Below are 22,339 nucleotides of genomic sequence, written 5' to 3'. Positions count from 1 at the left end.
TTTGAAACGGAAATTAACTCTTGGCTATTGGTATTTTATTGGTATTATCCGCCCGGAGGAGAAATCGCGTGAAATTCGTGCTCGGTATCGATGGCGGCGGCACCAGCTGCAGGGCCGCCCTGGCAACAGTGGACGGCGCCGTCATTGGCCGCGCCAAAAGCGGCGCCGCCAACATCCGCACCGACCTCACCGGGGCACGGTCGAACATTGTCGACGCCGCGCGGCAGGCTTTCATTGTTGCCGGGCAAGATCCCGAGCTGATCCCGCAAACACCGGCGATTCTCGGCCTTGCCGGCGCCAATGTCGGCACTTACCGGCAGCAGCTCGAAGCCATCCTGCCGTTCAGCATCAGCCGGGTCGAGACCGACGCCGAGATCGCGCTCGAAGGCGCCGTCGGCTCAGGCGACGGCGCCATGGCCATCCTCGGCACCGGCACCGCCTATATGGCGCGCAAGAATGGCAAATCGCGCGCCATCGGCGGCTGGGGGTTCCAGGTCGGCGACCAGGGCAGCGGCGCCCGCATCGGCCGCGATCTGCTCGAACAGACCCTGCTTGCCTATGACGGAGTCCGCGCAGCTTCGCCGCTGACCGACGCCATGATGGCCATCTTCCGCAACAATCCCGAGGACGTGGTCGAATTCACCACCAATGCCAAGCCCGGCGATTTCGGTGGCTTCGCACCCAAAGTGTTCGAACATGCCGAGAAGGGTGATGCCGTCGCCAACTGGATCGTCGACAAGGCGGTCGGCGATGTCGAGGCCTCGCTCGGCGCACTCGGCCTCGCGGACGATGCGCCGCTTTGCCTGCTCGGCGGGCTGGCGCCGCTTTATGCGCCGCGCCTGTCAGCACGCTACCAGGCGCTGCTCAAGCCGCCGCTCGATGACGCGCTGGGCGGCGCGGTGCAGATGGCGGCTCGTCTGTTCGCAAAGCAAGCGGAGGCGGCGCGATGAGCGACGCCGCCGACCAGATCTTCGCCACGCTCAAACAATCCGCGCAGAGCGGCGCGCCGCTTTATCTGCAGCTGCGCAAGAGCATCGAGGACGCCGTCAACCGCGGCCTGATCGGACCGGGTGATGCACTGCCTTCCGAGCGCGACATCGCCACCAAGGCCGACATTTCGCGCGTCACCGTGCGCAAGGCGGTGCAGGACCTGGTCAAGGGCGGCATCCTGGTGCAGCGCCATGGCTCCGGCACGTTCGTGGCGCCGCGCATGGAGCGCGTCGAGCAGTCGCTGTCGCGGCTGACCTCGTTCACCGAAGACATGGCGCGGCGCGGCATGGCGGTGCGTTCGGCATGGCTCGACCGCGGTCTTTACGCGCCCTCACCCGACGAGATGATGGTGCTTGGCCTGTCGTCAAGCGAACTGGTGGCGCGCGTGGCGCGCCTGCGTATCGCCAATGACACGCCGCTGGCGATCGAACGCGCCTCGCTGTCGGCCAGCGTGCTGCCCGACCCGGCGGGAATCGGCTCCTCGCTCTATGCCGCGCTGGAATTGACCGGCAACCGGCCGGTGCGGGCGGTGCAGCGCATTTCCGCCGCCAATCTCGGCGACAGCGATGCGCGCCTGCTCGAAGTGCCGCCGGGTATTGCCGGCCTGCACATCGAACGCATTTCCTATCTGGCGAGCGGCAAGGTGATCGAATTCACCCGCTCCATCTACCGCGGCGACGCCTATGATTTCGTCGCCGAACTGCGGCTGACAGGGCCGAGCGAAGAGGGCCGACCATGATCTCCAACACCACCCATATGCAGCGCGAGATCGAGGAGATCCCGCAGGCCGTCGCCCGCCTGCTCGATGGCTCCGGCGCCGTGCTTGCCGAAGCCGGGCGCGGCATCAGGGAACGTGACCCGCAATTCGTCGTCACCGTGGCGCGCGGCTCCTCCGACCATGCCGCTACCTTCATGAAATATGCCGTGGAACTGACCGCGGGCCTTGCTGTGGCCTCGGTCGGCCCCTCCATCGCTTCGATCTATGGCCGCAAACTCCGCCTTGGCGGCTCAGCGTGTCTGGCGATCTCGCAGTCGGGCAAAAGCCCCGACATCGTCGCCATGGCTGAAACCGCACGCGCCGGCGGCGCGCTGACTATAGCAATCACCAACACTGCCGATTCGCCGCTGGCGCGGGCCTCGGACTATGCGATCGACATATTGGCCGGGCCTGAGCGCAGCGTCGCGGCGACCAAGACCTTCGTCAATTCCGCCGTCGCCGGCCTTGCGCTGATGGCGCATTCCACCGGCGACGAAGCGCTTCTGGCGGCGCTCGCCCGCTTGCCCGAGCATTTCGGCAAGGCGATCGCTTGCGACTGGATGAGTGTGCTCGCCGAAACCATCGAGAAGCAGAAGTCGCTGTTCATCCTTGGCCGCGGTCCATCCGCGGCGATGGCCAACGAGGCGGCGCTGAAGTTCAAGGAGACCTGCGGCATGCATGCCGAGGCCTACAGCGCGGCGGAAGTGATGCATGGCCCGCTGGCGCTGATCGGCCCCGACTTTCCGGTGCTGGCATTGGCCGCGCGCGATGCGTCGGAGCCGTCCATCACTGAGGCGGCCGACGGCCTGGCGGTCAAGGGGGCGCCGGTGTTCGTCACCTCAGCGCTTGCCCAGCGCGCGACGCGCCTGCCGCATGTCGCCACCGGTCACCCGCTGACCGATCCGCTGACGCTGATCGTCTCCTTCTACGTGTTCGTCGAGGCCTTCGCGCGCCACCGCGGCCTCGATCCGGACACGCCGCGCAATCTTCGCAAAGTGACGGAGACGGTATGAGCGACCGTTTTGCCCTGACCGGCGCCCGCATTTTCGACGGCGACGACTGGCATGAAGGCGCCGCGCTCGTCGTGCGCGACGGTCTTGTCGAGGCTATTTTGCCCACTGGCGCCATCCCCTCGGATATCCGCACCGTCGACACCGGCGGCGGCATGCTGGCGCCGGGCTTCGTCGACATCCAGGTCAATGGCGGCGGCGGCGTCATGCTCAACGACCATCCCGATGTCGCCTCGATCGAAACCATCTGCCGGGCGCATGCGCCGTTCGGCACGACGGCGCTGCTGGCGACGCTGATCACCGACATGCCCGCCATCACCGCCTCCGCCATCGCTGCCGGCGAGGCCGCCACGCTGCAAAAGGTACCAGGCTTCCTCGGCCTGCATCTCGAGGGCCCGCATCTGTCGATCGCCCGCAAGGGCGCGCATGATCCGGCGCTAATCCGGCCGATGACGGATGCCGATCAGGCGATGCTGATCGCGGCGCGGCAGAAACTGCCGGTGCTGCTCACCACGATCGCGCCGGAATCCGTCGATCCGGCGCGGGTCGCGGCATTGGTCAAGGCGGGAATCGTCGTCAGCCTCGGCCATTCCGACACGGGTTACGCCACGGCAAAAGCCTTCGCCGAAGCCGGTGCCAGCGTGGCTACCCATCTGTTCAACGCCATGAGCCAGATCGGCAACCGCGAGCCTGGCCTCGTCGGTGCGGCCATCGACATCGGCACCTTGTCCGCCGGGCTGATCGCCGACGGCATCCATGTCCATCCGGCAAGCATCAGGATCGCGCTCGACGCCAAACAGGGACCGGGCAAGATCGTGCTGGTCTCAGACGCGATGGCGACGATCGGCACCGACATGACTTCGTTCACGCTGAACGGCCGCACCATCTACCGCCGGGATGGCAGTCTCAGGCTTGCCGACGGCACGCTGGCGGGCGCCGATCTCGACATGATCTCGGCCGTGCGCTTCATGCACAATGTCGTCGGCGTCAATCTGTCCGAAGCCTTGCGCATGGCCTCGCTTTATCCGGCACAGGCGATCGGCCAGTCGCACCGGCTTGGCCGTTTCGCCAATGGCACGGCCGCCGACATCGTTGCGCTGTCGGACGATCTTGGCATAGGAAGCGTCTGGATCGGCGGCGCCAAAGTGTTCGAGGCTGTCGCTCCGCACTGAGAGCGAGGCCATGCAGACAATCGATTGCGTCGTCGCCGGAGCAGGCGTCGTCGGACTTGCCATTGCCAGGGCGCTTGCCGTATCGGGCCGCGAGGTGGTGGTGATCGAACAGGCCGACGCGATCGGCACCGTCACCAGTTCGCGCAATTCCGAAGTCATCCATGCCGGACTCTATTATGCGCCCGGGAGCCTGAAGGCCCGGCTTTGCCTTGAAGGGCGGCAGCGCCTCTACGCCTATTGCGCCGAGCACAACATCGCCCATACGCGCACCGGCAAGCTGATCGTCGCCAGCGAGCCCAGCCAGACGGACGGGTTGCGGGCAATCGAGGCCAATGCCCGACGCTGCGGGGTCGATGATCTCCAGTTCTTGACGCAAAGCGAGGCCGAAAGCCTGGAACCGGCGCTGACATGTGCCGGCGCGCTGTTGTCGCCGTCGACCGGCATTGTCGACAGCCATGCGCTGATGCTGTCGTTGCGCGGCGCCGCCGAGACCGCCGGCGCGTCCTTCGCCTTGCTCACCGCGTTCGCCGGGGCGACGATCGAGACCGACGGGATCCGGATCGACACGCGCGATGCCAATGGCGAGACCTTTGCGCTGGAGGCGGCAGCCTTCGTCAATGCCGCCGGCCTCGATGCGCAGGCCGTGGCCGGCCGGATCGCCGGCTTCCCACAAGGGCTCATCCCCCGGCAGTGGCTGGCGCGCGGAAACTACTTCTCCCTGCCAGGCCGGTCGCCCTTTTCGCGGCTGATCTATCCGGTTCCGGTCGACGGTGGGCTTGGCGTCCATCTGACGCTCGACCTCGGCGGCAGTGCGCGCTTTGGGCCCGATGTCGAGTGGGTCGACCATGTGGATTACATCGTCGATCCCAGCCGAAGCGCCGTCTTCTACGAAGCGATCCGGCGCTATTGGCCCGCCCTTGCCGACGGCGCGCTGCAGCCGGCCTATGCCGGGGTCAGGCCGAAACTGTCCGGCCCCGGCCAGCCTGCCACCGATTTCGTGATCCAGGGTCCTGCGGATCATGGCGCTGGGCGCATCGTCAACCTGTTCGGCATAGAAAGCCCCGGCCTGACGGCAAGCCTGGCGATCGCCGACCATGTGGTCGAACTGCTCTATCCGCAATGAGAGGCGCCGCTGGGAATTTATCATCCCAAGCGGAGGTCATGAAACCTTTTGATTTCGAGGTCGTTGTCGGAGCGTATGTCCGAGGCGAAACCCAGATCGAAACCGGCTGACGGCATCGAACCGCGCGGCGCCCCGAAGCCGCGACGGCAAACGCCGCGTGACGAGAGACTGCGCGAGCAGGAACCGCGCGAAAAAAAGCCACGCGACAAGAAGGCATCGGCCGTCGAAGCGGCCGCCTCCGAAATTGTCGGCGAAGCTCCGCCACCAGAGGCTGTCGAGCCCGATCCGGAGTTGACGCCCGAGGCGGCCGAACAGGCGCGCAAAAAATACTTGCTGAAGCGTTTCTGGATCAGCGGGCGCGGTTATTGGGGACGGCACGGCGACAAGCTCGGCTGGCCGCTGACGATCGGGCTGTTGATCCTGATCGGCGTCAATGTCGGCTTTCAGTACGGGATCAATCTCTGGAACCGCGCCATCTTCGACGCCATCGAGAAGCGCGACGCCCATACCGTCTATTTCCTCAGCGCGGTGTTCGTGCCGCTCGTGCTTGGCAGCATCAGCCTTGTCGTTGCGCAGGTCTATCTGCGCATGACGATGCAGCGCCGCTGGCGCGCCTGGCTGACCACCTCGGTGATAGCGCGCTGGCTGGCCAATGGCCGCTACTACCAGCTGAACCTCGTGAAGGGCGACCACCAGAACCCCGAGGCCCGCCTCTCGGAAGATCTGCGGGTGGCCACCGATGCGCCCGTCGACTTCGTTGCCGGCGTGATTGTCGCTACCCTGTCGGCCTCGACCTTCATCGTGGTGCTGTGGACGATCGGCGGGGCGTTGAGCGTCAACCTGGGAGGCTCGACCTTCACCGTGCCGGGCTTCCTCGTCATCACGGCAGTGATCTATGCCGCGATCACCTCGACCTCGATGTTCGTCATCGGCCGCGACTTCGTGCGGTTGTCGGAGGAGAAGAACCAGACGGAAGCCGAATTCCGCTATGTGCTGACGCGCGTGCGCGAAAACGGCGAGAGCATCGCCTTGCTCGGCGGTGAGGAGGAGGAACGCAGCGGCATCGACAGGACCTTTGCCGGCGTGCTGAAGCGATGGGCGCAGCTGACCGGACAGCATATGCGCACGGCCCTGGTCTCGCAGGGCTCGAGCCTGTTTGCGCCGGTCGTGCCGGTCTTGCTCTGTGCGCCAAAGTTCCTTGACGGCTCGATGTCGCTCGGCCAGGTCATGCAGGCCGCCTCCGCCTTCGCCATCGTGCAGGGCTCGTTCGGTTGGCTGGTCGACAACTACCCGCGTCTCGCCGACTGGAACGCCTCGGCACGCCGCATCGCCTCGCTGATGATGTCGCTCGACGGGCTGGAGCGCGCCGAGCAGAGCGACGAGCTGGGGCGCATCCTTCACGGCGAGAGCAAGGGCGATACAATGCTCTCCCTCGACAATCTCTCCGTGACGCTCGACGACGGTACTTCCGTGGTCAAGGAAACGGAAGTCGGGGTCGAAGCGGGCGAGCGGGTGCTGGTTTCAGGCGAATCCGGCTCGGGCAAGTCGACGCTGGTGCGGGCGATCGCCGGCCTGTGGCCATGGGGAAGCGGCAGCGTCAATTTCCATCCCGATAAGCGATTGTTCATGTTGCCGCAGCGGCCCTACATCCCGTCCGGCACGCTGCGCCGGGTGGTCGCCTACCCCGCGGCCGCCAACAAGTGGAAGCTCGAACAGATCAAGGCCGCCCTCAACAAGGTCGGCCTCGGCCACCTCACTGGCCGGATCAAAGAGGAAGCGCCCTGGGACCAGACTTTGTCGGGCGGCGAAAAACAGCGGGTTGCCTTCGCGCGGCTTCTGCTGCATCGCCCCGACATCGTGGTGCTGGACGAGGCGACCTCGGCACTGGACGAAAAGAGCCAGGACCAGATGATGCAAACGGTGATCCGCGAATTGCCTGAGGTCACCATCGTCAGCGTGGCGCACCGCGCCGAACTGGAAGCCTTCCACACCCGCAAGATCACGCTGGAGCGGCACAAGGGCGGCGCAAAGCTGGTCGGGGATATCGACCTTGTACCACGCAACCGCAAACGTGGCCTGATCCAGCGCGCCTTGTGGGGCTCCGGTACGAAGGCCGAAAAGCCGCGCAAGCCGAAGTAACGGGGCGCACCCGCCACCTAGGATGCGTAGAGGTCCTTGTAGGTGTCGCGCAGAAGATTCTTCTGCACCTTGCCCATCGTGTTGCGCGGCAAGTCGTCGACGAAGATCACTTCCTTCGGACGCTTGTATTTTGCCACGCGTTCCGCGATGGCGCTGAGGATTTCGGCTCCGGTGATCTGCGATCCCGGCGCCCGCACGACGACAGCGGTGACGCCTTCGCCGAAATCCGGATGGGCAACGCCGATGACGGCGCTTTCGCTCACGCCGTCAAGCGCGTCGATCTCGCTTTCAAGCTCCTTCGGATAGATGTTGTAACCGCCCGATATGATCAGATCCTTGCCGCGGCCGACGATATGGACATAGCCATCGGTGTCGATCATGCCGAGGTCGCCCGTGATGAAGAAACCGTCGGCGCGGAATTCCGCCTTGGTCTTTTCCGGCATGCGCCAGTAGCCGCCAAACACGTTCGGACCCTTGACCTCGATCATGCCGACCTCGCCTTGGGCCAGCGGCTTGCCATTGTCGGGATCGGCGATGCGCAGGGTGACACCGGGCAAGGGGAAGCCGACCGTGCCGGCGCGCCGTTCGCCCTCATAGGGGTTCGACGTGTTCATGTTGGTCTCGGTCATGCCGTAGCGTTCGAGGATGGCGTGGCCGGTGCGCTCGCGCCAGGCCTTGTGCGTATCAGCCAGCAGCGGCGCCGAGCCGGACACGAACAGGCGGATGTTCTTCGCTGCCTCACGGCCCAGTCCATCCTGCTGCAGCAGCCTGGTATAGAAGGTCGGCACGCCCATCAGCGCCGTGGCGCGCGGCAGCAATGCGACGATGCGGGCCGGATCGAATTTCTGCTCGAACAGCATCGCGGCGCCGGCCATCAGGATGACATTGGTGGCGACGAACAGGCCGTGGGTGTGGAAGATCGGCAGCGCGTGGATCAGCACATCGTCCGATGTGAAGCGCCATTGCTCGACCAGCACCCACGCGTTCGAAGCCAGATTCTCGTGGCTGAGCATGGCGCCCTTCGAGCGTCCGGTGGTTCCCGAGGTGTAGAGGATCGCGGCGAGATCGTCCGCGCCCCGCTCGACATCATGAAATTGCGAAGACTGCCGCGATGCCTGGTCCGTAAGGGATCCCCGGCCATTGCGGTCGAGCGTGATCACGACCGCGCCTGATGGTTCGACCATCCGTTCGATGTCGGCCGACCTTGCCGGATCGCAGACGATGACCCGAGGTGCTGCATCCCCAAAGAAATAGCCAAGCTCGGTCAGCGTATAGGCGATGTTGAGCGGCAGGAAGACCGCACCGGCGCGCACGCAGGCGAGATAGAGCAGCAGCGCCTCCGGGCTCTTCTCGACCTGCACGGCGACCCGGTCGCCGGGCTCGACGTCCAATTGCAGCAGCGCATGCGCGAGCTGTGCCGACCGCGCCAGCATGTCGCCGTAGCTCAGCGAGCGCCCATCGTCGGTTTCCATCAACAGGCGCTCCGGCGCCGGCATCCGGGACCGGAACGCATCGAACAGATGATTGCTCATGAAGTCTTCCCTGGGTGGCGGAACGGCAGGCTTAGCATGCGCTTCGAGCGGCATGTTTGGCGGCGAAGCGTTCGCGTTTCCCAGCCATGCCGTCAAGACTGGATATGGCGGTCCAACGCGTCACGTCGGCCGAAAGGTCGCGAACGACGACGGCAAGGCTCGCCAAAGGAAGTGATCGTTAGCGCCGGACGCGTTCGGCCGGGGCGGCGGCTTTTGCGATTTCGCCCTGCTTGAAGCGTTCCATGCACATGGACGCGGTCAGCTGGTAGTGATCGATCAAGGCCTGGACGGCGCCGTCGGCATTGCCGTCCAGCGCGCATTCGGCGATCAGCCGATGTTCGCCGAAATCGTCGCGCTGGACGCTTTCGCCGTCATTGGCCATTTGCCGGTAGCGATAGGCGTGATCGGAAAGCTGGTCGCAGAAACCCACGAGCCAGTGCGACCGGCAGGCCGAAATCAGCACCCGATGGAAGGTGCGGTGCAATTTCTCCCAATCCGGATCGAGCGACGAGGCATTTTGCGGCGAAAGACGTGAGGCGCGGCCCAGGCGGTGCAACGCCAGCACCAGCTGTTCTTCCCATTCGGCGGTGCGGTGGGCAATGGATTCGCGAAGCGCCCGCTCCTCGAGCCAGCAGCGGGTGCGCGTCAGCTCCTCGAGCTCCGTCGCACTAACCGGCATGATGAAAAAGCCACGCTGGTCATGACGACCAAGAAGTCCTTCGGAGGCAAGGCGGTTAAGGGCTTCACGAACCGGGGAAGCACCGGCGCCATACTTGGAAACAACCCACTCGACCCGCAGTTTGCTTTCGGTTTCAAGAGCGCCGCCGAGAAGATCATCCCGCAATTGGTGATAGACCGTACTGGCAAGCGTGCTCTTGGATCCCGTGCCGTCGTCGTTCAGGTTGGCAGCTCCGTATGTCAAAATCGACTCCTTGTCCCCATTTTTCTCCGGGCAATTCGAGTCCGAAACGATTCCTTCCGTACATGTATCATACAGTGCTTGCGTCAAGGGGCTCAAGCAGAAGATGGCGTTATTGTACTTAAGCACAAAGGAATATACCCCGATCTGCATCTGAGCGTGGAAAATCGCGCATCTCTACAACCAGTAGAAACTTAACATGTTTTGTATGCACGCATGATCATCTATTTCCTGTGTGCCCATGCGAGCATCTTTTCTGTCGCGCGCAAAGACACCGGTCGGTTCACCCGAATTAGACCTCTTGGGCGAGACTGATTCGGGCGAACCGACCCCAAAGGGTCATGTCCGCATAAGAACCTTAGCCAACCGTTTGGATTTGAAGCGGGATGGAACGTGGCGCGTTAGAGCGTTTCACCGTTTCATGGAAACGGCGAACCGCTCTAACTCTTTGTTTTGACGCAATTTCCGGACGGAAAACCGTTCACACTTTTCCTGGAATTGCTCTAACCGGCGGCCTTGTCGGCGGCGGTCCTGATCGCCTCGATGTTGGCGCGGTAAGCTTCGACGCTGCCGCCCTTGAAGATCGCGGCACCGGCCACCAACACATCGGCGCCGGCTGATGTGACCAGGGGGGCTGTTTCCGGCGAAACGCCGCCGTCGATCTCGATGCGGATCGGCCGGTCGCCGATCAGCGCCTTGACCCTTCTCACCTTGTCGACGATCCCCGGGATGAAGGCCTGGCCGCCGAACCCTGGGTTGACGGTCATGATCAGGATCAGGTCGAGCCGGTCGAGCACATATTCGATCATCGCTTCAGGCGTCGCCGGATTGAGCGCCACGCCGGCCTTCTTGCCGAGGTTCCTGATGGTCTGCAGCGAGCGGTCGAGATGCGGCCCGGCCTCCGCATGCACCGTCATGCCGTCACAGCCGGCCTCGGCGAAGGCGGCGAGATAGGGATCGGCCGGCGCAATCATCAGATGGCAGTCGAAGAAAGCCTTGGTGCGGTTGCGGATCGCCTTGATCACCGGCGGGCCGAAGGTGATGTTGGGGACGAAATGGCCATCCATGACATCGAGATGTATCCAGTCGGCGCCGGCGGCCGCGACGGCTTCGACCTCGTCGCCGAGCTTCGAAAAGTCCGAAGCCAGCACCGACGGTGCGATCAGGGTCTTTTTGCTCATCGTGCGGCCTCTCCAAGCGCCTTTTTTGCGGTCACTCCGGATCGACTGCCTAATGCGCGGCGGATAACTTGTCGAGGGTGAACACACACGACGGCTGCCAGGCTTGGGTGGCGTTGTGGCATCCCGATCGTGTTGTAACCAATTCCCGCTTGCCACGGGCCATGAAGAAAAACCCGCCGGATTGCTCCGGCGGGTTTTGACCTGGCGTTGAGCAGAATGGTTACTGCTGCTGAAGTTTCAGGATCCTGTTTGGTGTCGGATCCTGCTGCTGTTCGACCTGCGGTGCGCGCCGTGGCAGGACCTGCTGCAGCAGCAGGCCCGGATTGATATCCAGCGACGGCTGCCCGCGTATCGGCCGGCAGTTGGGATAGCGCCCAATCGTGCCTTCCGGGCAGCGCCGCCTGAAGATCGGCTGGCACTGGCCGTTGACCATCTGCGAGCCCGGTGCGCATTCCGTCTGTTGCCTGGGCTTGCGGCACGCGCCGTCGATAACCTCGGTCCCACGCGGACAGACGCAATCGCCGCGCTTGTTGTGGACCTGGCCGCGTATGTCGCACTGCTCCAGCTGCGGCTGCTTGCGCCGGCATGCCCCGTCGATCACCTCGGTCCCACGCGGGCAGACGCAATCGCCATTGGCATCGTGCACCTGGCCGCGGATGGTGCACTGGTCAGGCTTCGGCCGGACCGGTCGGCAGGCGCCATTGCGCACCTCGGTCCCTTGCGGACAGACGCAATCGCCATCGGCATTGCGGATCTGGCCAGGGATGCGGCACTGGTCAGGCTTCGGCCGGATCGGTCGGCAGGCGCCATTGCGCACCTCGGTCCCTTGCGGACAGACGCAATCGCCATTGGCATCGTGCACCTGGCCGCGGATGGTGCACTGGTCAGGCTTCGGCCGGATCGGTCGGCAGGCGCCATTGCGCACCTCGGTTCCTTGCGGGCAGACACAATCGCCATCGCCGTTGTGGACCTGGCCACGGATGGTGCACTGCTCAGGCTTCGGTCTGTCCCTCACACACGCATTGGCTTGCCTGTCGAGATGCGTGCCGTCAGGGCAGTAGCAGCCATTGCCGTCCGAAGTCGGGACCGAACCGGGTATGGTGCAGCCTGGTTTGGAGGTCTTGACGCAGGCGCCGTTCTCCAGCTCCGTGCCGCGCGGGCAGATGCAGCGCCCGTCCTCGGTGCGGATCTGGCCTTCGAGCAGCACGCAGCGCTTCGGCGGCGGTGGTGGCGTCGGCAGGATGTTGGTGCCGCCGCCGGTGCACTGGCCGTTGCGGAAGGTGGTGCCTTCCGGGCAGACGCAGCGGCCGGCGTCGTTCATGACGAAGCCCGGCGAGCACTGGTTCTTCACCTCATGGGTGATGATGAAGGGGTGGCACGCATAGGCCTTGCCGCGATCGCCCTGCACGTTGGTCTGGTCGCCGCCCAGCACGTCGCCGCCGCCCTGCACCCGCGTGTCGGGAGACAGGACGCCAACGCAGTTCTGGCCATTGACGTTGCCCTGCAGATTGGCCAGACGCCCGTCGTCGGGAATGACCACGGTGACGTGATGCGACTGGCTTTCGCCGGCACCGAGCGTCAGGTTGGCGATGCAGGACAGAGGCAAGGTTGCCGGTTCGGGCGAGCAGCCGAAGGGCGGGTCGATCGAGGTGATCGCAACGCCGTCCAGCCGGCCGAGACCTTCCACGCCGATCGCATCACCGATGCGAACCGGGCCGGAGAAGGGGCTCGTCCCGTCATTGGTGATGGTGATGTCGAACGAGCAGGGCTGGCCGAGCCGGCATTCGCGGTCGCCGGTCTTTTCGACACGGATGGTCGAAGAGCCGCCGCCCTTGGCGCAGGCCTGGCCGATCGGATAGACGATGTCGTCGCCTTGCGCCGGCCCATAGGAGCCGCGCGCGCAGTTCTCGAACTCGCCATTGGCCGACACCGTCACGTCGAAGTGGCGGCTGGTTCCAGGCGTCATGACGGCACCCGGAATCTGGCACGACAGCGTGTTGGCCGGAACCGGTCCGCACGCCCATTCCGCGCCGTCGGGGGTGACGGTCTGGATCTGGACGGGCGCGCCGCCCGATACCAGCGTGGCGGCATCGTTGACCCGCACCGGACCGGTGGGGGCTGCCGTGCCGGCGTTGGAGACGGTGATGCGGCAAGAGACGACCGCGGCACCGGCCAGCGAGCCGTTGCACACCTTGGTGATGCGCAGGCCAGGCTGGCCGCCATTGGGACGACGGATGCGTTCCTTGGCGCAGGCCTTGTTGTTGGTGAGGTCGACCTCACCGGGGATGGGCTTCACCGCGGCGCAGTTCTCGACTGTGTCCGACTGATAGCCGGCCGGCATGACCGCCTTGACGAAGATCGGTGTCGAGGCGCCCGCAGGCAGCGAGATGCCTGCATTGTCGCAGCGGAACTGGCCGGGGCCGTTCGGTCCGCATGTCCAGGGCGGGCTCGGGCCGAAGGTCGAGGAGGCCGGGGCGCCGCCAGGATAGTTGTCGATCACCGTCAACGGCCCGTTATAGGTCGATGTGCCGTTGTTGATGATGTCGATCACGAAGTAGCAGACGCCGTCGGCCGTGCAGATTTCGGTACGGGCCCGCTTCTTCAGGATCAGGTCGACCTTCTTTTCGACCGGCGGCTGGCAGTCGCGGTCACGATCGCCACGGCGGCAGATCGGGATCGAGGCGCAGCCACGGTCGTTCGACTGGCTGCCGAACAACAGCTTGCCGCTGGCGGCATAATTGTAGGTGGCACAGTTGCGCAACACCTTGCCTTGCCAGCCCCCTGCCGGCTTGAAGCCGAGCTTGAGGTCGACAAAAGCCCCCGGATTGAGCGTGGTCACCGGAAAGGTGCATGTCATCGGGGTGGTGCCGGGCACGCAGACCCAGGGCGGATTGGGCCCTGAACTCAACGTCGAGCCGGCCGGCAGCGTCACCTCGTCGAGCACGATCTTGCCGTTGTAGGGCGCGGTGCCGACATTGGTGACCCTGATGGTGAAGTCGCAGCCGCCGGCCATGGTGCAGCGCGCGACATCGGCGCGTTTCTCGACCTTGAGGTCCGGCTCCTTGTCCTTGGGCGGGCAGCGCTGGTCACGCGGGATGACGATGTCGATGGTCTGCGTGCAGCACAGGCCCCAGCCTTCCTTCGGCCCGGCATAGGTCTCGATGCCGGTGACGATGAGGTGGATGACGTCGCCGGGCGATGCGCCGACGATCTTCCAGTTGAGCACACCGCCGCCCGGAGGCACCAGCTGAGTGTCTGGGATGATGGTGATGCCCGGCGTGGTGGTCGACACCTGCACCCACTTGCCGCCCATCTCCGGGCCGACCGGCATGTGGTAGATGAAGGCGCCGCCGCCGGGCACGCAATCGACCGTGCCGCGTTCCACCTTGAAGCATTCCTTGCCGGGAGGTGGTGGCGGCGGTTCGCACTTGGTGACATCGATCTTGATCGAGGTCTTCACGCCGGTCTTGTAGTCGCCGTCGTCGGGCTTGCTCGGATCCTGCGACGGGATGATGGTCCCGGTGCCGGCTTCGTTGCTCACCTTGATCAGGCCCTGATTGTCGATGATCGTCGGCGCGGGAAACGCCGCATGGTCGATCTTGGCCGCGATCTGGAAATTGATGACGCGTTCATTGGCGGCACCCGCGCCGTCGAGATCAGCGGCTGAGAGCCGGAAATCGGACACCGTGGCGGTATCGTTGGGACCCGCCGAATTGCTGATCGTCGCGCCCGGCAGTGGTCCGCCGGAGGCTTCCGTGCCGTCGCCGGACACATTGACGTTGACGATCGAAAGGCCGTGCGGAAGCTGGTCCTTGAACTCGATCTTGAGTTTCTTCAGCAGCGCCACCAGGCCCGGATCGGCAAAGCCCTGCGGATCCCCGCGCAGGCCGAAGCTCAGGGAGTAGACGACATAGTCGCAGCCTCTCTGGGTGCCTCTTTTGGTGAAGAAGGGGACCACCCGTTCCGGCCGCGGATTGACGACGCGAGAATTGTCGAGGTCGAGCCTCAGTTCCGGGGTGATCGGAGCGGCGTCTTCCGCATGGCTTGCAAGAGGGGTGAACATGGCGACCGCGATACCGGCCGCCATCAGCCAGCGCGCGCCGCGCCTGGCGTATGACAGGGGTTTCATGATCGTCTCCATGACGGTTGCGTTGTTGGCGACGCCAAGCGGGGAGAGTGCGAGATTGTTCATCTTCCCCTCCTCAACGTTCGCAGCTGACGGCTGGGGTGCGGAGCGGCAAGGTCATCTTGCAGCAAGGGTAGTAGCCACCCTTGTCCTTGTCGGACTTCCTGTAGAAGCAAAGTCCAACATCCACTCTGTCGCCCGGATAGTGGCCGGTGATGTTGATCGTGTACGGCGCGCCGGGCGCATGCGACATGGGTGACGTCACCCCGACGCCTGGCGTCCTGGACTGGGCCTTGATCGAATCGCCGCCGAAGCCGGCATGGTCATGGAGATAGAGATCGGCCTCGAGGCCCGAGGGCGTGCAGTAATACTGGACGTCCTCGACATCGAGACAGGGAGGCAGATTGCCGGGCGGTGGGAAGTCCGGCGGGTAGAAGGGAGGCAGATAGCCGCCCGGGATTTCTTCATAATAGCCGGCACGGCCCTCGCAGGGATGCCAGACGGCGACGTCGCCGACATGGCCTTCCACTTCGGGATCCTCGAAATAGCCGTCGAAATCGACGAACCAGGAGCCGAAGGGCGGCACATTGGCCGGCTTGACCAGGTCCTTTGGCGTGATCTGCACGCCATGCACGGCGAGCGGGCCGCCAGCGGCGAGCTGCTCGGCAAGCGTTGGATTGTCGCGCAATTTGTCGCCGGTGTTGACCAGCGTCTGGGTACACACCGAAGTGTCGAGATTGCCGTCGGCATCATAGCCATATTGCAGGTCGAGACCGCCGGCCGACTGCCGGTTGCCTTGCGGGAAACCGACCGCATATTCCTGCGGCACTTCCACCCAGACCGATCCCGTCGCCGGATCGTCTGGGTTTTCGCGCCAATAGCGGATGGCTTCGCCCTTGCCGGAATCGGCGAAGCGGCTGTAATCGTAGCGGTTTTCGACCGGGCCGCGCTGGGCGAGGTACATGAAGCCGCTGTTGTCGAAGGCAATGTCGGTGACGGCGTAGTCCTTGTCAGCCTTGACCGTCAGCTCCCAGCGCGGGTCGCCGGCAAAGCTGCCGTCGCGGGCAATGCCCACCGACCAGATTTCCGACTTTTCGCCGACCGAATAATAGAGCCGGCCGCCATGATAGGAGACGGCCCAGACGCGGCGCTCGTCCTGGGTGTAGCCCCAGGTCTCGGGATCTTCCGTGTCGAAGGCGGCACCCTGTATGTCCATCACCGCGCCATCGTCGGCGACGGGAGTCAGGCCATGCGCCGGACGCCCGGCGACACCATGGTCGAACGTGTCGATCAGTCTGCCGTCGGCGCCGATGCGGTGGATCAGGCCGGTGTCGAGGTCGGAGGCGAAGAACTGGCGGTGGTTGGGATCGAAGGTGAGATTGCCGATGCCGGGGCCGCTGTTGGTGTCGATGTCGGCGAATTTGGCGACCTGGCCGGTGATGCCGTCGATCTTCCAGATGGTGCCCGGCCCGCCGCCGTTTTCGCTGCCGAACTGGCCTTCCATGAAGGTGGCGCCTGCCGTGCCGCGGCGTTGACGCTCCGGCCTGCCGTCATTGTCGGCGTCCGGCGTGACGATGCGGATGCCGTGCAGCGAGGTGGCGGCGGCGTAAAGGTTGGGAATGCCCGATGGAACACCATCGCGCACGCCGTCATCATAGGTGACGCCGAAAACCTGGCCGATCTGGCCGGCCGTGACCTCGAAAGGCGGCGGCGTGAAGACGAGCTGGCCCGAAGCCGGGCCGCCGAGATGCGAAACGTCGAAAACGCGCAAGGTGGCGCGCGTGGTGTCGATAAAGGTTTCATCGACCGGATCGACCCCGGGCGGCAGGCCTTCGTCGAAATTGGGGATGATTGTGCCGGAAAATCCGGTGACCGCCATCGAGCCGGGGAAAATGATCTGGGTGTCCTGCGCCTTGGCGGCGCCGCCAAGCCAAAGGCTGGCGGTCAGGGCAAACACGAGAAGTCCGCTGGTTGCCTTGATCAGGCGGCGCAAACGGCTGGCTAAAGAAGGCACGAACGGGCCGTGATCGCAAGACATAGAACTCCCCCCGAAGTCTATGGGCGGAACCTCCGGCTGAGCCGCGCGAACCAGGGCAAGGCGCGGCGGTCCGGCTCGTTCTTCCCTGATCGAATTGTCTGCTTTCCTCATTGTCACGATACGCCTGCTCTTACGCAGGGTCAACGGAATCAGCGGGAAGCCCAGCGCATCGACCCCGTCCCGAAGGCGGTGGTCGCGCCGAGCTCCTGTTGTTCCCGGAGACCTGGGAGTCTCTGGGTTGCTGGTCATGGGGGCTTCCTTTCCGGGCCGCACCATGCGGCACCTGGACCTCAGTCGCGGGCGGCGGTGGAAAGGTTCATGGAAGCCTTGCGCAGAATGCTTGCGCCCGATGCCGCCTGTTCTTATATACGCGCCAAGCCGTGCGGCGCCGGAACCCTGGTTGCCGAACGGGATTTCTTATGAACAGGGGCTTTCGTCGGAACGCCTTCATGGGTCCTGAGAGCCTGCTTAGCGGAGAGACTAGAAAAAATGGCAAAAGTAATCGGTATCGATCTCGGCACCACCAATTCCTGCATCGCCATCATGGATGGCAAGGAGCCCAAGGTGATCGAGAATGCGGAAGGCGCGCGCACGACGCCCTCCATCGTCGCCATCTCGGGCGACGGCGAACGTCTCGTCGGCCAGCCGGCCAAGCGCCAGGCGGTCACCAATCCTGAAAACACCATCTTCGCGGTCAAGCGCCTGATCGGCCGCCGCTATGACGATCCGGTGACGGAAAAGGACAAGAAGCTTGTCCCTTACAAGATCGTCAAGGGCGACAATGGCGATGCCTGGGTCGAGGCCGGCGGCAAGAAGCAGTCGCCCAGCCAGATCTCGGCCATGATCCTGCAGAAGATGAAGGAAACGGCGGAGGCCTATCTCGGCGAGAAGGTCGAAAAGGCGGTCATCACCGTTCCGGCCTATTTCAACGATGCCCAGCGCCAGGCGACCAAGGATGCCGGGAAGATCGCCGGCCTCGAAGTGCTGCGCATCATCAACGAGCCGACGGCTGCCGCGCTTGCCTACGGCCTCGACAAGAAGGATGGCAAGACCATTGCCGTCTATGACCTTGGCGGCGGCACGTTCGACATTTCGGTGCTCGAAATCGGCGACGGCGTGTTCGAGGTGAAGTCGACCAATGGCGACACCTTCCTCGGCGGCGAGGATTTCGACATGCGCCTGGTCGAGTATCTGGCGGCCGAGTTCAAGAAGGAACAGGGCATCGACCTGAAGAACGACAAGCTCGCCTTGCAGCGCCTCAAGGAGGCGGCTGAAAAAGCCAAGATCGAGCTGTCGTCCACCACGCAGACCGAAATCAACCTGCCCTTCATCACCGCCGACGCGACCGGCCCGAAGCATCTGACGCTGAAGCTGACGCGCGCCAAGTTCGAAAGCCTGGTCGAAGACCTCGTCCAGCGCACCATCGACCCGTGCAAGGCGGCGCTCAAGGATGCGGGCCTGAAGGCTGGCGAGATCGACGAAGTGGTCCTGGTCGGCGGCATGACCCGCATGCCCAAGATCCAGGAGATCGTGAAGCAGTTCTTCGGCAAGGAGCCGCACAAGGGCGTCAACCCGGATGAGGTCGTCGCTTTGGGCGCCGCCATCCAGGCCGGCGTGCTGCAGGGCGACGTCAAAGACGTGCTGCTGCTCGACGTGACGCCGCTGTCGCTCGGCATCGAGACCCTGGGTGGCGTGTTCACCCGGCTGATCGAGCGCAACACGACGATCCCGACCAAGAAGAGCCAGGTGTTCTCGACCGCTGAGGATTCGCAGTCGGCCGTGACCATCCGCGTCTTCCAGGGCGAGCGTGAAATGGCCGCCGACAACAAGGCACTCGGCCAGTTCGACCTGGTCGGCATTCCGCCGGCTCCGCGCGGCGTGCCGCAGATCGAGGTCACCTTCGACATCGACGCCAACGGCATCGTCAACGTTTCGGCCAAGGACAAGGGCACCGGCAAGGAGCACCAGATCCGCATCCAGGCCTCGGGTGGTCTTTCGGACGCCGACATCGAGAAGATGGTCAAGGACGCCGAGGCCAATGCCGAGAGCGACAAGAAGCGGCGTGCCGTGGTCGAGGCCCGCAACCAGGCCGAGGCTCTGGTGCATTCGTCCGAGAAGTCGCTGAAGGAATATGGCGACAAGGTCTCGGAAGCCGAACGCACGGCGATTTCCGATGCGATCGCGGCGCTGAAGACGGCGGCCGAAGGCGACGATCCGGCCGACATCGAGGCCAAGAGCCAGGTGCTCGCCGAAGCTTCGATGAAGCTCGGGCAGGCCATGTACGAGGCCTCGCAGAAGGAAGCGGCGGAAGCCGACGCCAAGGCGGATGCCGCCAAGGACTCCGACGTGGTCGATGCCGATTTCGAGGAAATCGACGAGGACGACGACAAGAAGAAGTCGGCCTGAGCCGCCTGACGGCAAAATAAAGCGGAAAGCCCGGCGTAAAGCCGGGCTTTTTTGCAACCCTTGCTGAAAAAATGCGGGCCTTTCCGAAAAAATGACAGAAAAACCCGGACCGGCGCTTACCAGCACTGGCATCCGGGCGGCACCGATCCTAAATCGAGGCGACGTGCCGGCAAACGACGCGACAATGCATCAAGACGTTGAGCATCCGGACAGCGGGAAAAAATGAAAGCTGATTTCTACGAAACGCTGGGCGTGCAAAAGGGCGCCGACGAGAAGGAGCTCAAGAGCGCTTTCCGCAAGCTCGCCATGCAGTTCCATCCTGACCGCAATCCCGGCGATCATTCCTGCGAGCACAAGTTCAAGGAAATCAACGAAGCCTACGAGACGCTGAAGGACCCGCAGAAGCGCGCGGCCTATGACCGCTTCGGCCACGCCGCCTTCGAACATGGCGGCATGAATGGCGGCGCGCAAGGCTTTGGCGCCGGCGGCTTCGCCGACATCTTCGAGGATATTTTCGGCGACATGATGGGCGGGCGGCAGCGCCGTTCGTCCGGCGGCCGCGAACGCGGCGCCGACCTGCGCTACAATATGGAAATCTCGCTGGAAGAGGCGTTTGCCGGAAAGACCGCGCAGATCCGCGTTCCGGCCTCGATCTCGTGCACGGAATGCTCAGGCAGCGGCGCCAAGCCCGGCACCCAGCCGGTGACCTGCTCGATGTGCCATGGCCACGGCAAGGTGCGCGCCACGCAAGGCTTCTTCTCGATCGAGCGCACGTGCCCGCAGTGTCAGGGCCGCGGCCAGACCATCAAGGATCCGTGCCCGAAATGCGCCGGCCAGGGCCGCGTCACTGAGGAGCGTTCGCTGTCGGTCAACATTCCGGCCGGCATCGAGGACGGCACCCGCATCCGGCTTGCCAATGAGGGCGAGGCCGGCCTGCGCGGCGGGCCGTCGGGCGACCTCTATATTTTCCTGGCGGTGAAGCCGCACGAATTCTTCCAGCGCGATGGTGCCGATCTCTATTGCAAGGTGCCGATCTCGATGACGACGGCGGCCCTCGGCGGCTCCTTCGAGGTGACGACGCTGGATGGCAGCCAGACCAAGGTGAAAGTGCCCGAAGGCACGCAGAACGGACGCCAGTTCCGGCTCAAGGGCAAGGGCATGCCGGTGCTGCGCCAGCCCAATGTCGGCGACCTCTACATCCAGACCGCTGTCGAGACGCCGCAGAACCTGTCGCGCCGCCAGCGCGAGTTGCTGGAGGAGTTCGAACAGCTCTCCTCGCAGGACAATTCGCCCCAATCGAGCGGATTTTTCGCCCGCATGAAGGATTTCTTCGAATCCTTCGGCGAGCGCTGACAGTGCAAGAACAGCGCAGGAATCGATGAAACGCGCCGCATTTTGAGACGCGACGAAATCTATCTTATCCACGACATGCGTCTCGCTGCGCCTTGCCTTGCGTCACGCAGGTGTTAAGTAACTTGCGGGGAGCGTTGAGGAGAGCTTGCATGACACGTCCCGGACTGCGGAAGGCGCTTGCCGAAAAGTTCGACGACGAGCTCAAATTCTTCAAGGGCTGGATCGACAAGCCGAAGACGGTGGGTTCGATCGTGCCGACCAGCTCGATCACCGCGCGCAAGATGGCCTCGATCGTCAATCCGAGGTCCGGCCTGCCGGTGCTCGAGGTCGGTCCTGGCACCGGCGTCATCACCCGCGCCATCCTCGCCCAAGGCGTGCGGCCCGAAAACCTCTATGCGGTCGAATACAACACGGATTTCGTGCGCCATCTGCGCCAGCTCTATCCCGGCGTCAACGTCATCGAGGGCGATGCCTTCAACCTCAACGCCACGCTTGGCGAGAGGAGCGGGATGATCTTCGATTCCGTCGTCTCCGGCGTGCCGCTGCTCAACTTCCCGGTCGCCCAGCGCATCGCCTATATTGAGAGCCTGCTCGACCGCATCCCGGCGGGCCGGCCGATCGTGCAGCTGACCTACGGCCCGATGTCGCCGATCCCGGCCGGCCGCGGCGACTACACGGTCAAACATTTCGATTTCATCTTCCGCAACATCCCGCCGACGCAGCTTTGGATTTATCGCCGCGAGGCGCATTAGGGTGTGCCGATATTCAGGTGAGGCCGGCCTGCAAATGGCGGCCTCCTGCGCTTCCGGTGCTCACGTACGAAAAGTACGCTCCGCTCCGGTTCTCGGAAGCCACCATTTTCGACTCGGCCTGACCTGAATCTCAGCACACCCTTCAGGCGTTTGCCCTCAAATCGGTTTCGATTTTTCGGCTGCGGCGCGTTGATTTGAATGGCCTCTGGCTGTACGTGTCCGGGAACAAGGGTGGCCAATGGCAGTGATCCCGAAAATCCTCGTCTTCGCCGGTTCGGTGCGCAGCGGCGCCTATAGCGGCAGGACCGCCGACGTGGCGCAGAAGGAACTTGCGGTGCAAGGCGCCGAGGTGACCCGCATTTCGCTTGCCGACTATCCCTTGCCGATCCTCGACGAGGATTTCGAGAAGGAAAAAGGCGTTCCCGAAAACGCCGTCAAACTCGGCCGTCTGATTTCAGTCCATGACGGGCTGCTGATCGCCACGCCCGAATATAACGGCTCGATCCCGCCGCTGCTCAAGAACACGATCGACTGGGTGAGCCGGGTGCGCCGGGATGGCGGCCGGACGGTCAGGCCGCTTGCCGGCAAGGTCGTCGGCCTATGCTCATCCTCCAACGGCCACTTCGCCGGCATACGCTGCATCAACCATCTGCGCGCCGTGCTGGTACGCTGCCAGATGGAGGTGGTGACGCCGGAATGCTCGGTGCCGGACGGCGGCGACGCCTTCGACCAAGGCGGCAATTTCCGTGACGAAAGACTGTACAAATCGATGGAGCACCTATGCCGCACGCTGATCGAAACCTCGCGCATGCTGTCGACCCGGATCGAGGCGTGATCGCCA

General features: G+C 64.2%; 14 protein-coding genes and 2 pseudogenes. 10 read left to right on the top strand and 6 right to left on the bottom strand.

Annotated features, from left to right (window positions below; genetic code table 11):
- Window positions 1–68 precede the first annotated feature (68 nt).
- The 6 genes from CKW40_RS27375 to CKW40_RS27350 all read left to right on the top strand — a co-directional run bounded on the left by CKW40_RS27375 (window position 69) and on the right by CKW40_RS27350 (window position 7,191).
- Window positions 69–950, top strand: a complete 882-nt coding sequence (locus CKW40_RS27375) for a glucosamine kinase nucleotide-binding domain-containing protein (protein ID WP_095202944.1) — start codon at window positions 69–71, stop codon at window positions 948–950.
- Window positions 947–1,729 carry a GntR family transcriptional regulator gene (locus CKW40_RS27370; RefSeq protein ID WP_095202943.1) on the top strand — a complete coding sequence of 261 codons (783 nt, stop codon included), beginning with the start codon at window positions 947–949 and terminating at the stop codon, window positions 1,727–1,729. Before CKW40_RS27375 ends, CKW40_RS27370 begins: the two co-directional genes overlap by 4 nt.
- Complete coding sequence (locus tag CKW40_RS27365) at window positions 1,726–2,760, top strand: SIS domain-containing protein (protein WP_095202942.1); 1,035 nt, start codon at window positions 1,726–1,728, stop codon at window positions 2,758–2,760. The genes CKW40_RS27370 and CKW40_RS27365 overlap by 4 nt, the downstream gene beginning before the upstream one ends.
- A complete protein-coding gene (gene nagA, locus CKW40_RS27360) occupies window positions 2,757–3,929 on the top strand; it encodes an N-acetylglucosamine-6-phosphate deacetylase (RefSeq protein WP_095202941.1) in 1,173 nt (390 codons plus the stop codon). Before CKW40_RS27365 ends, nagA begins: the two co-directional genes overlap by 4 nt.
- Before the next feature lie 10 nt (window positions 3,930–3,939).
- On the top strand, window positions 3,940–5,052 hold the full coding sequence (locus CKW40_RS27355; protein WP_095202940.1) for an NAD(P)/FAD-dependent oxidoreductase: 1,113 nt from the start codon (window positions 3,940–3,942) through the stop codon (window positions 5,050–5,052).
- Between the two features lie 75 nt (window positions 5,053–5,127).
- Complete coding sequence (locus CKW40_RS27350; RefSeq protein WP_095202939.1) at window positions 5,128–7,191, top strand: ABC transporter ATP-binding protein/permease; 2,064 nt, start codon at window positions 5,128–5,130, stop codon at window positions 7,189–7,191.
- A 17-nt stretch (window positions 7,192–7,208) separates the two neighbouring features.
- On the opposite strand, the gene CKW40_RS27345 is transcribed toward CKW40_RS27350, so the two are convergent.
- The 6 genes and pseudogenes from CKW40_RS27345 to CKW40_RS27325 all read right to left on the bottom strand — a co-directional run bounded on the left by CKW40_RS27345 (window position 7,209) and on the right by CKW40_RS27325 (window position 17,263).
- Complete coding sequence (locus CKW40_RS27345; RefSeq protein WP_095203008.1) at window positions 7,209–8,723, bottom strand: malonate--CoA ligase; 1,515 nt, start codon at window positions 8,721–8,723, stop codon at window positions 7,209–7,211.
- Window positions 8,724–8,901: 178 nt separating this feature from the next.
- On the bottom strand, window positions 8,902–9,645 hold the full coding sequence (locus CKW40_RS27340) for a GntR family transcriptional regulator (protein ID WP_095202938.1): 744 nt from the start codon (window positions 9,643–9,645) through the stop codon (window positions 8,902–8,904).
- Window positions 9,646–10,145: 500 nt separating this feature from the next.
- Window positions 10,146–10,823 carry a ribulose-phosphate 3-epimerase gene (gene rpe / locus CKW40_RS27335; protein WP_095202937.1) on the bottom strand — a complete coding sequence of 226 codons (678 nt, stop codon included), beginning with the start codon at window positions 10,821–10,823 and terminating at the stop codon, window positions 10,146–10,148.
- 220 nt (window positions 10,824–11,043) lie between these two features.
- A pseudogene (locus CKW40_RS46200) lies at window positions 11,044–11,823 on the bottom strand (hypothetical protein); the annotation flags it as partial.
- Window positions 11,824–11,937: 114 nt separating this feature from the next.
- A pseudogene (locus CKW40_RS27330) lies at window positions 11,938–15,015 on the bottom strand (DUF7929 domain-containing protein); the annotation flags it as partial.
- A gap of 10 nt (window positions 15,016–15,025) precedes the next feature.
- Window positions 15,026–17,263 carry an NHL repeat-containing protein gene (locus tag CKW40_RS27325; RefSeq protein WP_179298128.1) on the bottom strand — a complete coding sequence of 746 codons (2,238 nt, stop codon included), beginning with the start codon at window positions 17,261–17,263 and terminating at the stop codon, window positions 15,026–15,028.
- Between the two features lie 213 nt (window positions 17,264–17,476).
- On the opposite strand from CKW40_RS27325, the gene dnaK reads away from it, so the two are divergent.
- The 4 genes from dnaK (at window position 17,477) to CKW40_RS27305 (ending at window position 22,333) form a co-directional block, all read left to right on the top strand.
- Window positions 17,477–19,393 carry a molecular chaperone DnaK gene (gene dnaK / locus CKW40_RS27320; RefSeq protein WP_095202934.1) on the top strand — a complete coding sequence of 639 codons (1,917 nt, stop codon included), beginning with the start codon at window positions 17,477–17,479 and terminating at the stop codon, window positions 19,391–19,393.
- Between the two features lie 222 nt (window positions 19,394–19,615).
- The gene (dnaJ, locus tag CKW40_RS27315; RefSeq protein ID WP_095202933.1) at window positions 19,616–20,746 is read left to right on the top strand and encodes a molecular chaperone DnaJ; all 1,131 of its coding nucleotides are present in this window, start codon (window positions 19,616–19,618) and stop codon (window positions 20,744–20,746) included.
- Window positions 20,747–20,895: 149 nt separating this feature from the next.
- Window positions 20,896–21,498 (top strand): phospholipid N-methyltransferase PmtA, encoded by a 603-nt coding sequence (gene pmtA, locus CKW40_RS27310; RefSeq protein WP_095202932.1) that lies wholly within the window; start codon window positions 20,896–20,898, stop codon window positions 21,496–21,498.
- Window positions 21,499–21,736: 238 nt separating this feature from the next.
- On the top strand, window positions 21,737–22,333 hold the full coding sequence (locus CKW40_RS27305; protein WP_095202931.1) for an NADPH-dependent FMN reductase: 597 nt from the start codon (window positions 21,737–21,739) through the stop codon (window positions 22,331–22,333).
- Window positions 22,334–22,339: the final 6 nt, after the last annotated feature.

The organism is Mesorhizobium carmichaelinearum, assembly GCF_900199455.1.
In the GTDB taxonomy this organism is placed as follows: domain Bacteria; phylum Pseudomonadota; class Alphaproteobacteria; order Rhizobiales; family Rhizobiaceae; genus Mesorhizobium; species Mesorhizobium carmichaelinearum.
Note: the sequence above shows the minus strand (reverse complement) of the source record. Positions and strands in the feature narration are given on the sequence as shown.

Coding starts and splice junctions, on each gene's coding strand:
- CKW40_RS27370 (WP_095202943.1), top strand. CDS start 947: ATGAGCGACGCCGCCGACCAGATCTTCGCCACGCTCAAACAATCCGCG.
- CKW40_RS27365 (WP_095202942.1), top strand. CDS start 1,726: ATGATCTCCAACACCACCCATATGCAGCGCGAGATCGAGGAGATCCCG.
- nagA (WP_095202941.1), top strand. CDS start 2,757: ATGAGCGACCGTTTTGCCCTGACCGGCGCCCGCATTTTCGACGGCGAC.
- CKW40_RS27355 (WP_095202940.1), top strand. CDS start 3,940: ATGCAGACAATCGATTGCGTCGTCGCCGGAGCAGGCGTCGTCGGACTT.
- CKW40_RS27350 (WP_095202939.1), top strand. CDS start 5,128: ATGTCCGAGGCGAAACCCAGATCGAAACCGGCTGACGGCATCGAACCG.
- CKW40_RS27345 (WP_095203008.1), bottom strand. CDS start 8,723: ATGAGCAATCATCTGTTCGATGCGTTCCGGTCCCGGATGCCGGCGCCG.
- rpe (WP_095202937.1), bottom strand. CDS start 10,823: ATGAGCAAAAAGACCCTGATCGCACCGTCGGTGCTGGCTTCGGACTTT.
- CKW40_RS27325 (WP_179298128.1), bottom strand. CDS start 17,263: ATGGTGCGGCCCGGAAAGGAAGCCCCCATGACCAGCAACCCAGAGACT.
- dnaK (WP_095202934.1), top strand. CDS start 17,477: ATGGCAAAAGTAATCGGTATCGATCTCGGCACCACCAATTCCTGCATC.
- dnaJ (WP_095202933.1), top strand. CDS start 19,616: ATGAAAGCTGATTTCTACGAAACGCTGGGCGTGCAAAAGGGCGCCGAC.
- pmtA (WP_095202932.1), top strand. CDS start 20,896: ATGACACGTCCCGGACTGCGGAAGGCGCTTGCCGAAAAGTTCGACGAC.
- CKW40_RS27305 (WP_095202931.1), top strand. CDS start 21,737: ATGGCAGTGATCCCGAAAATCCTCGTCTTCGCCGGTTCGGTGCGCAGC.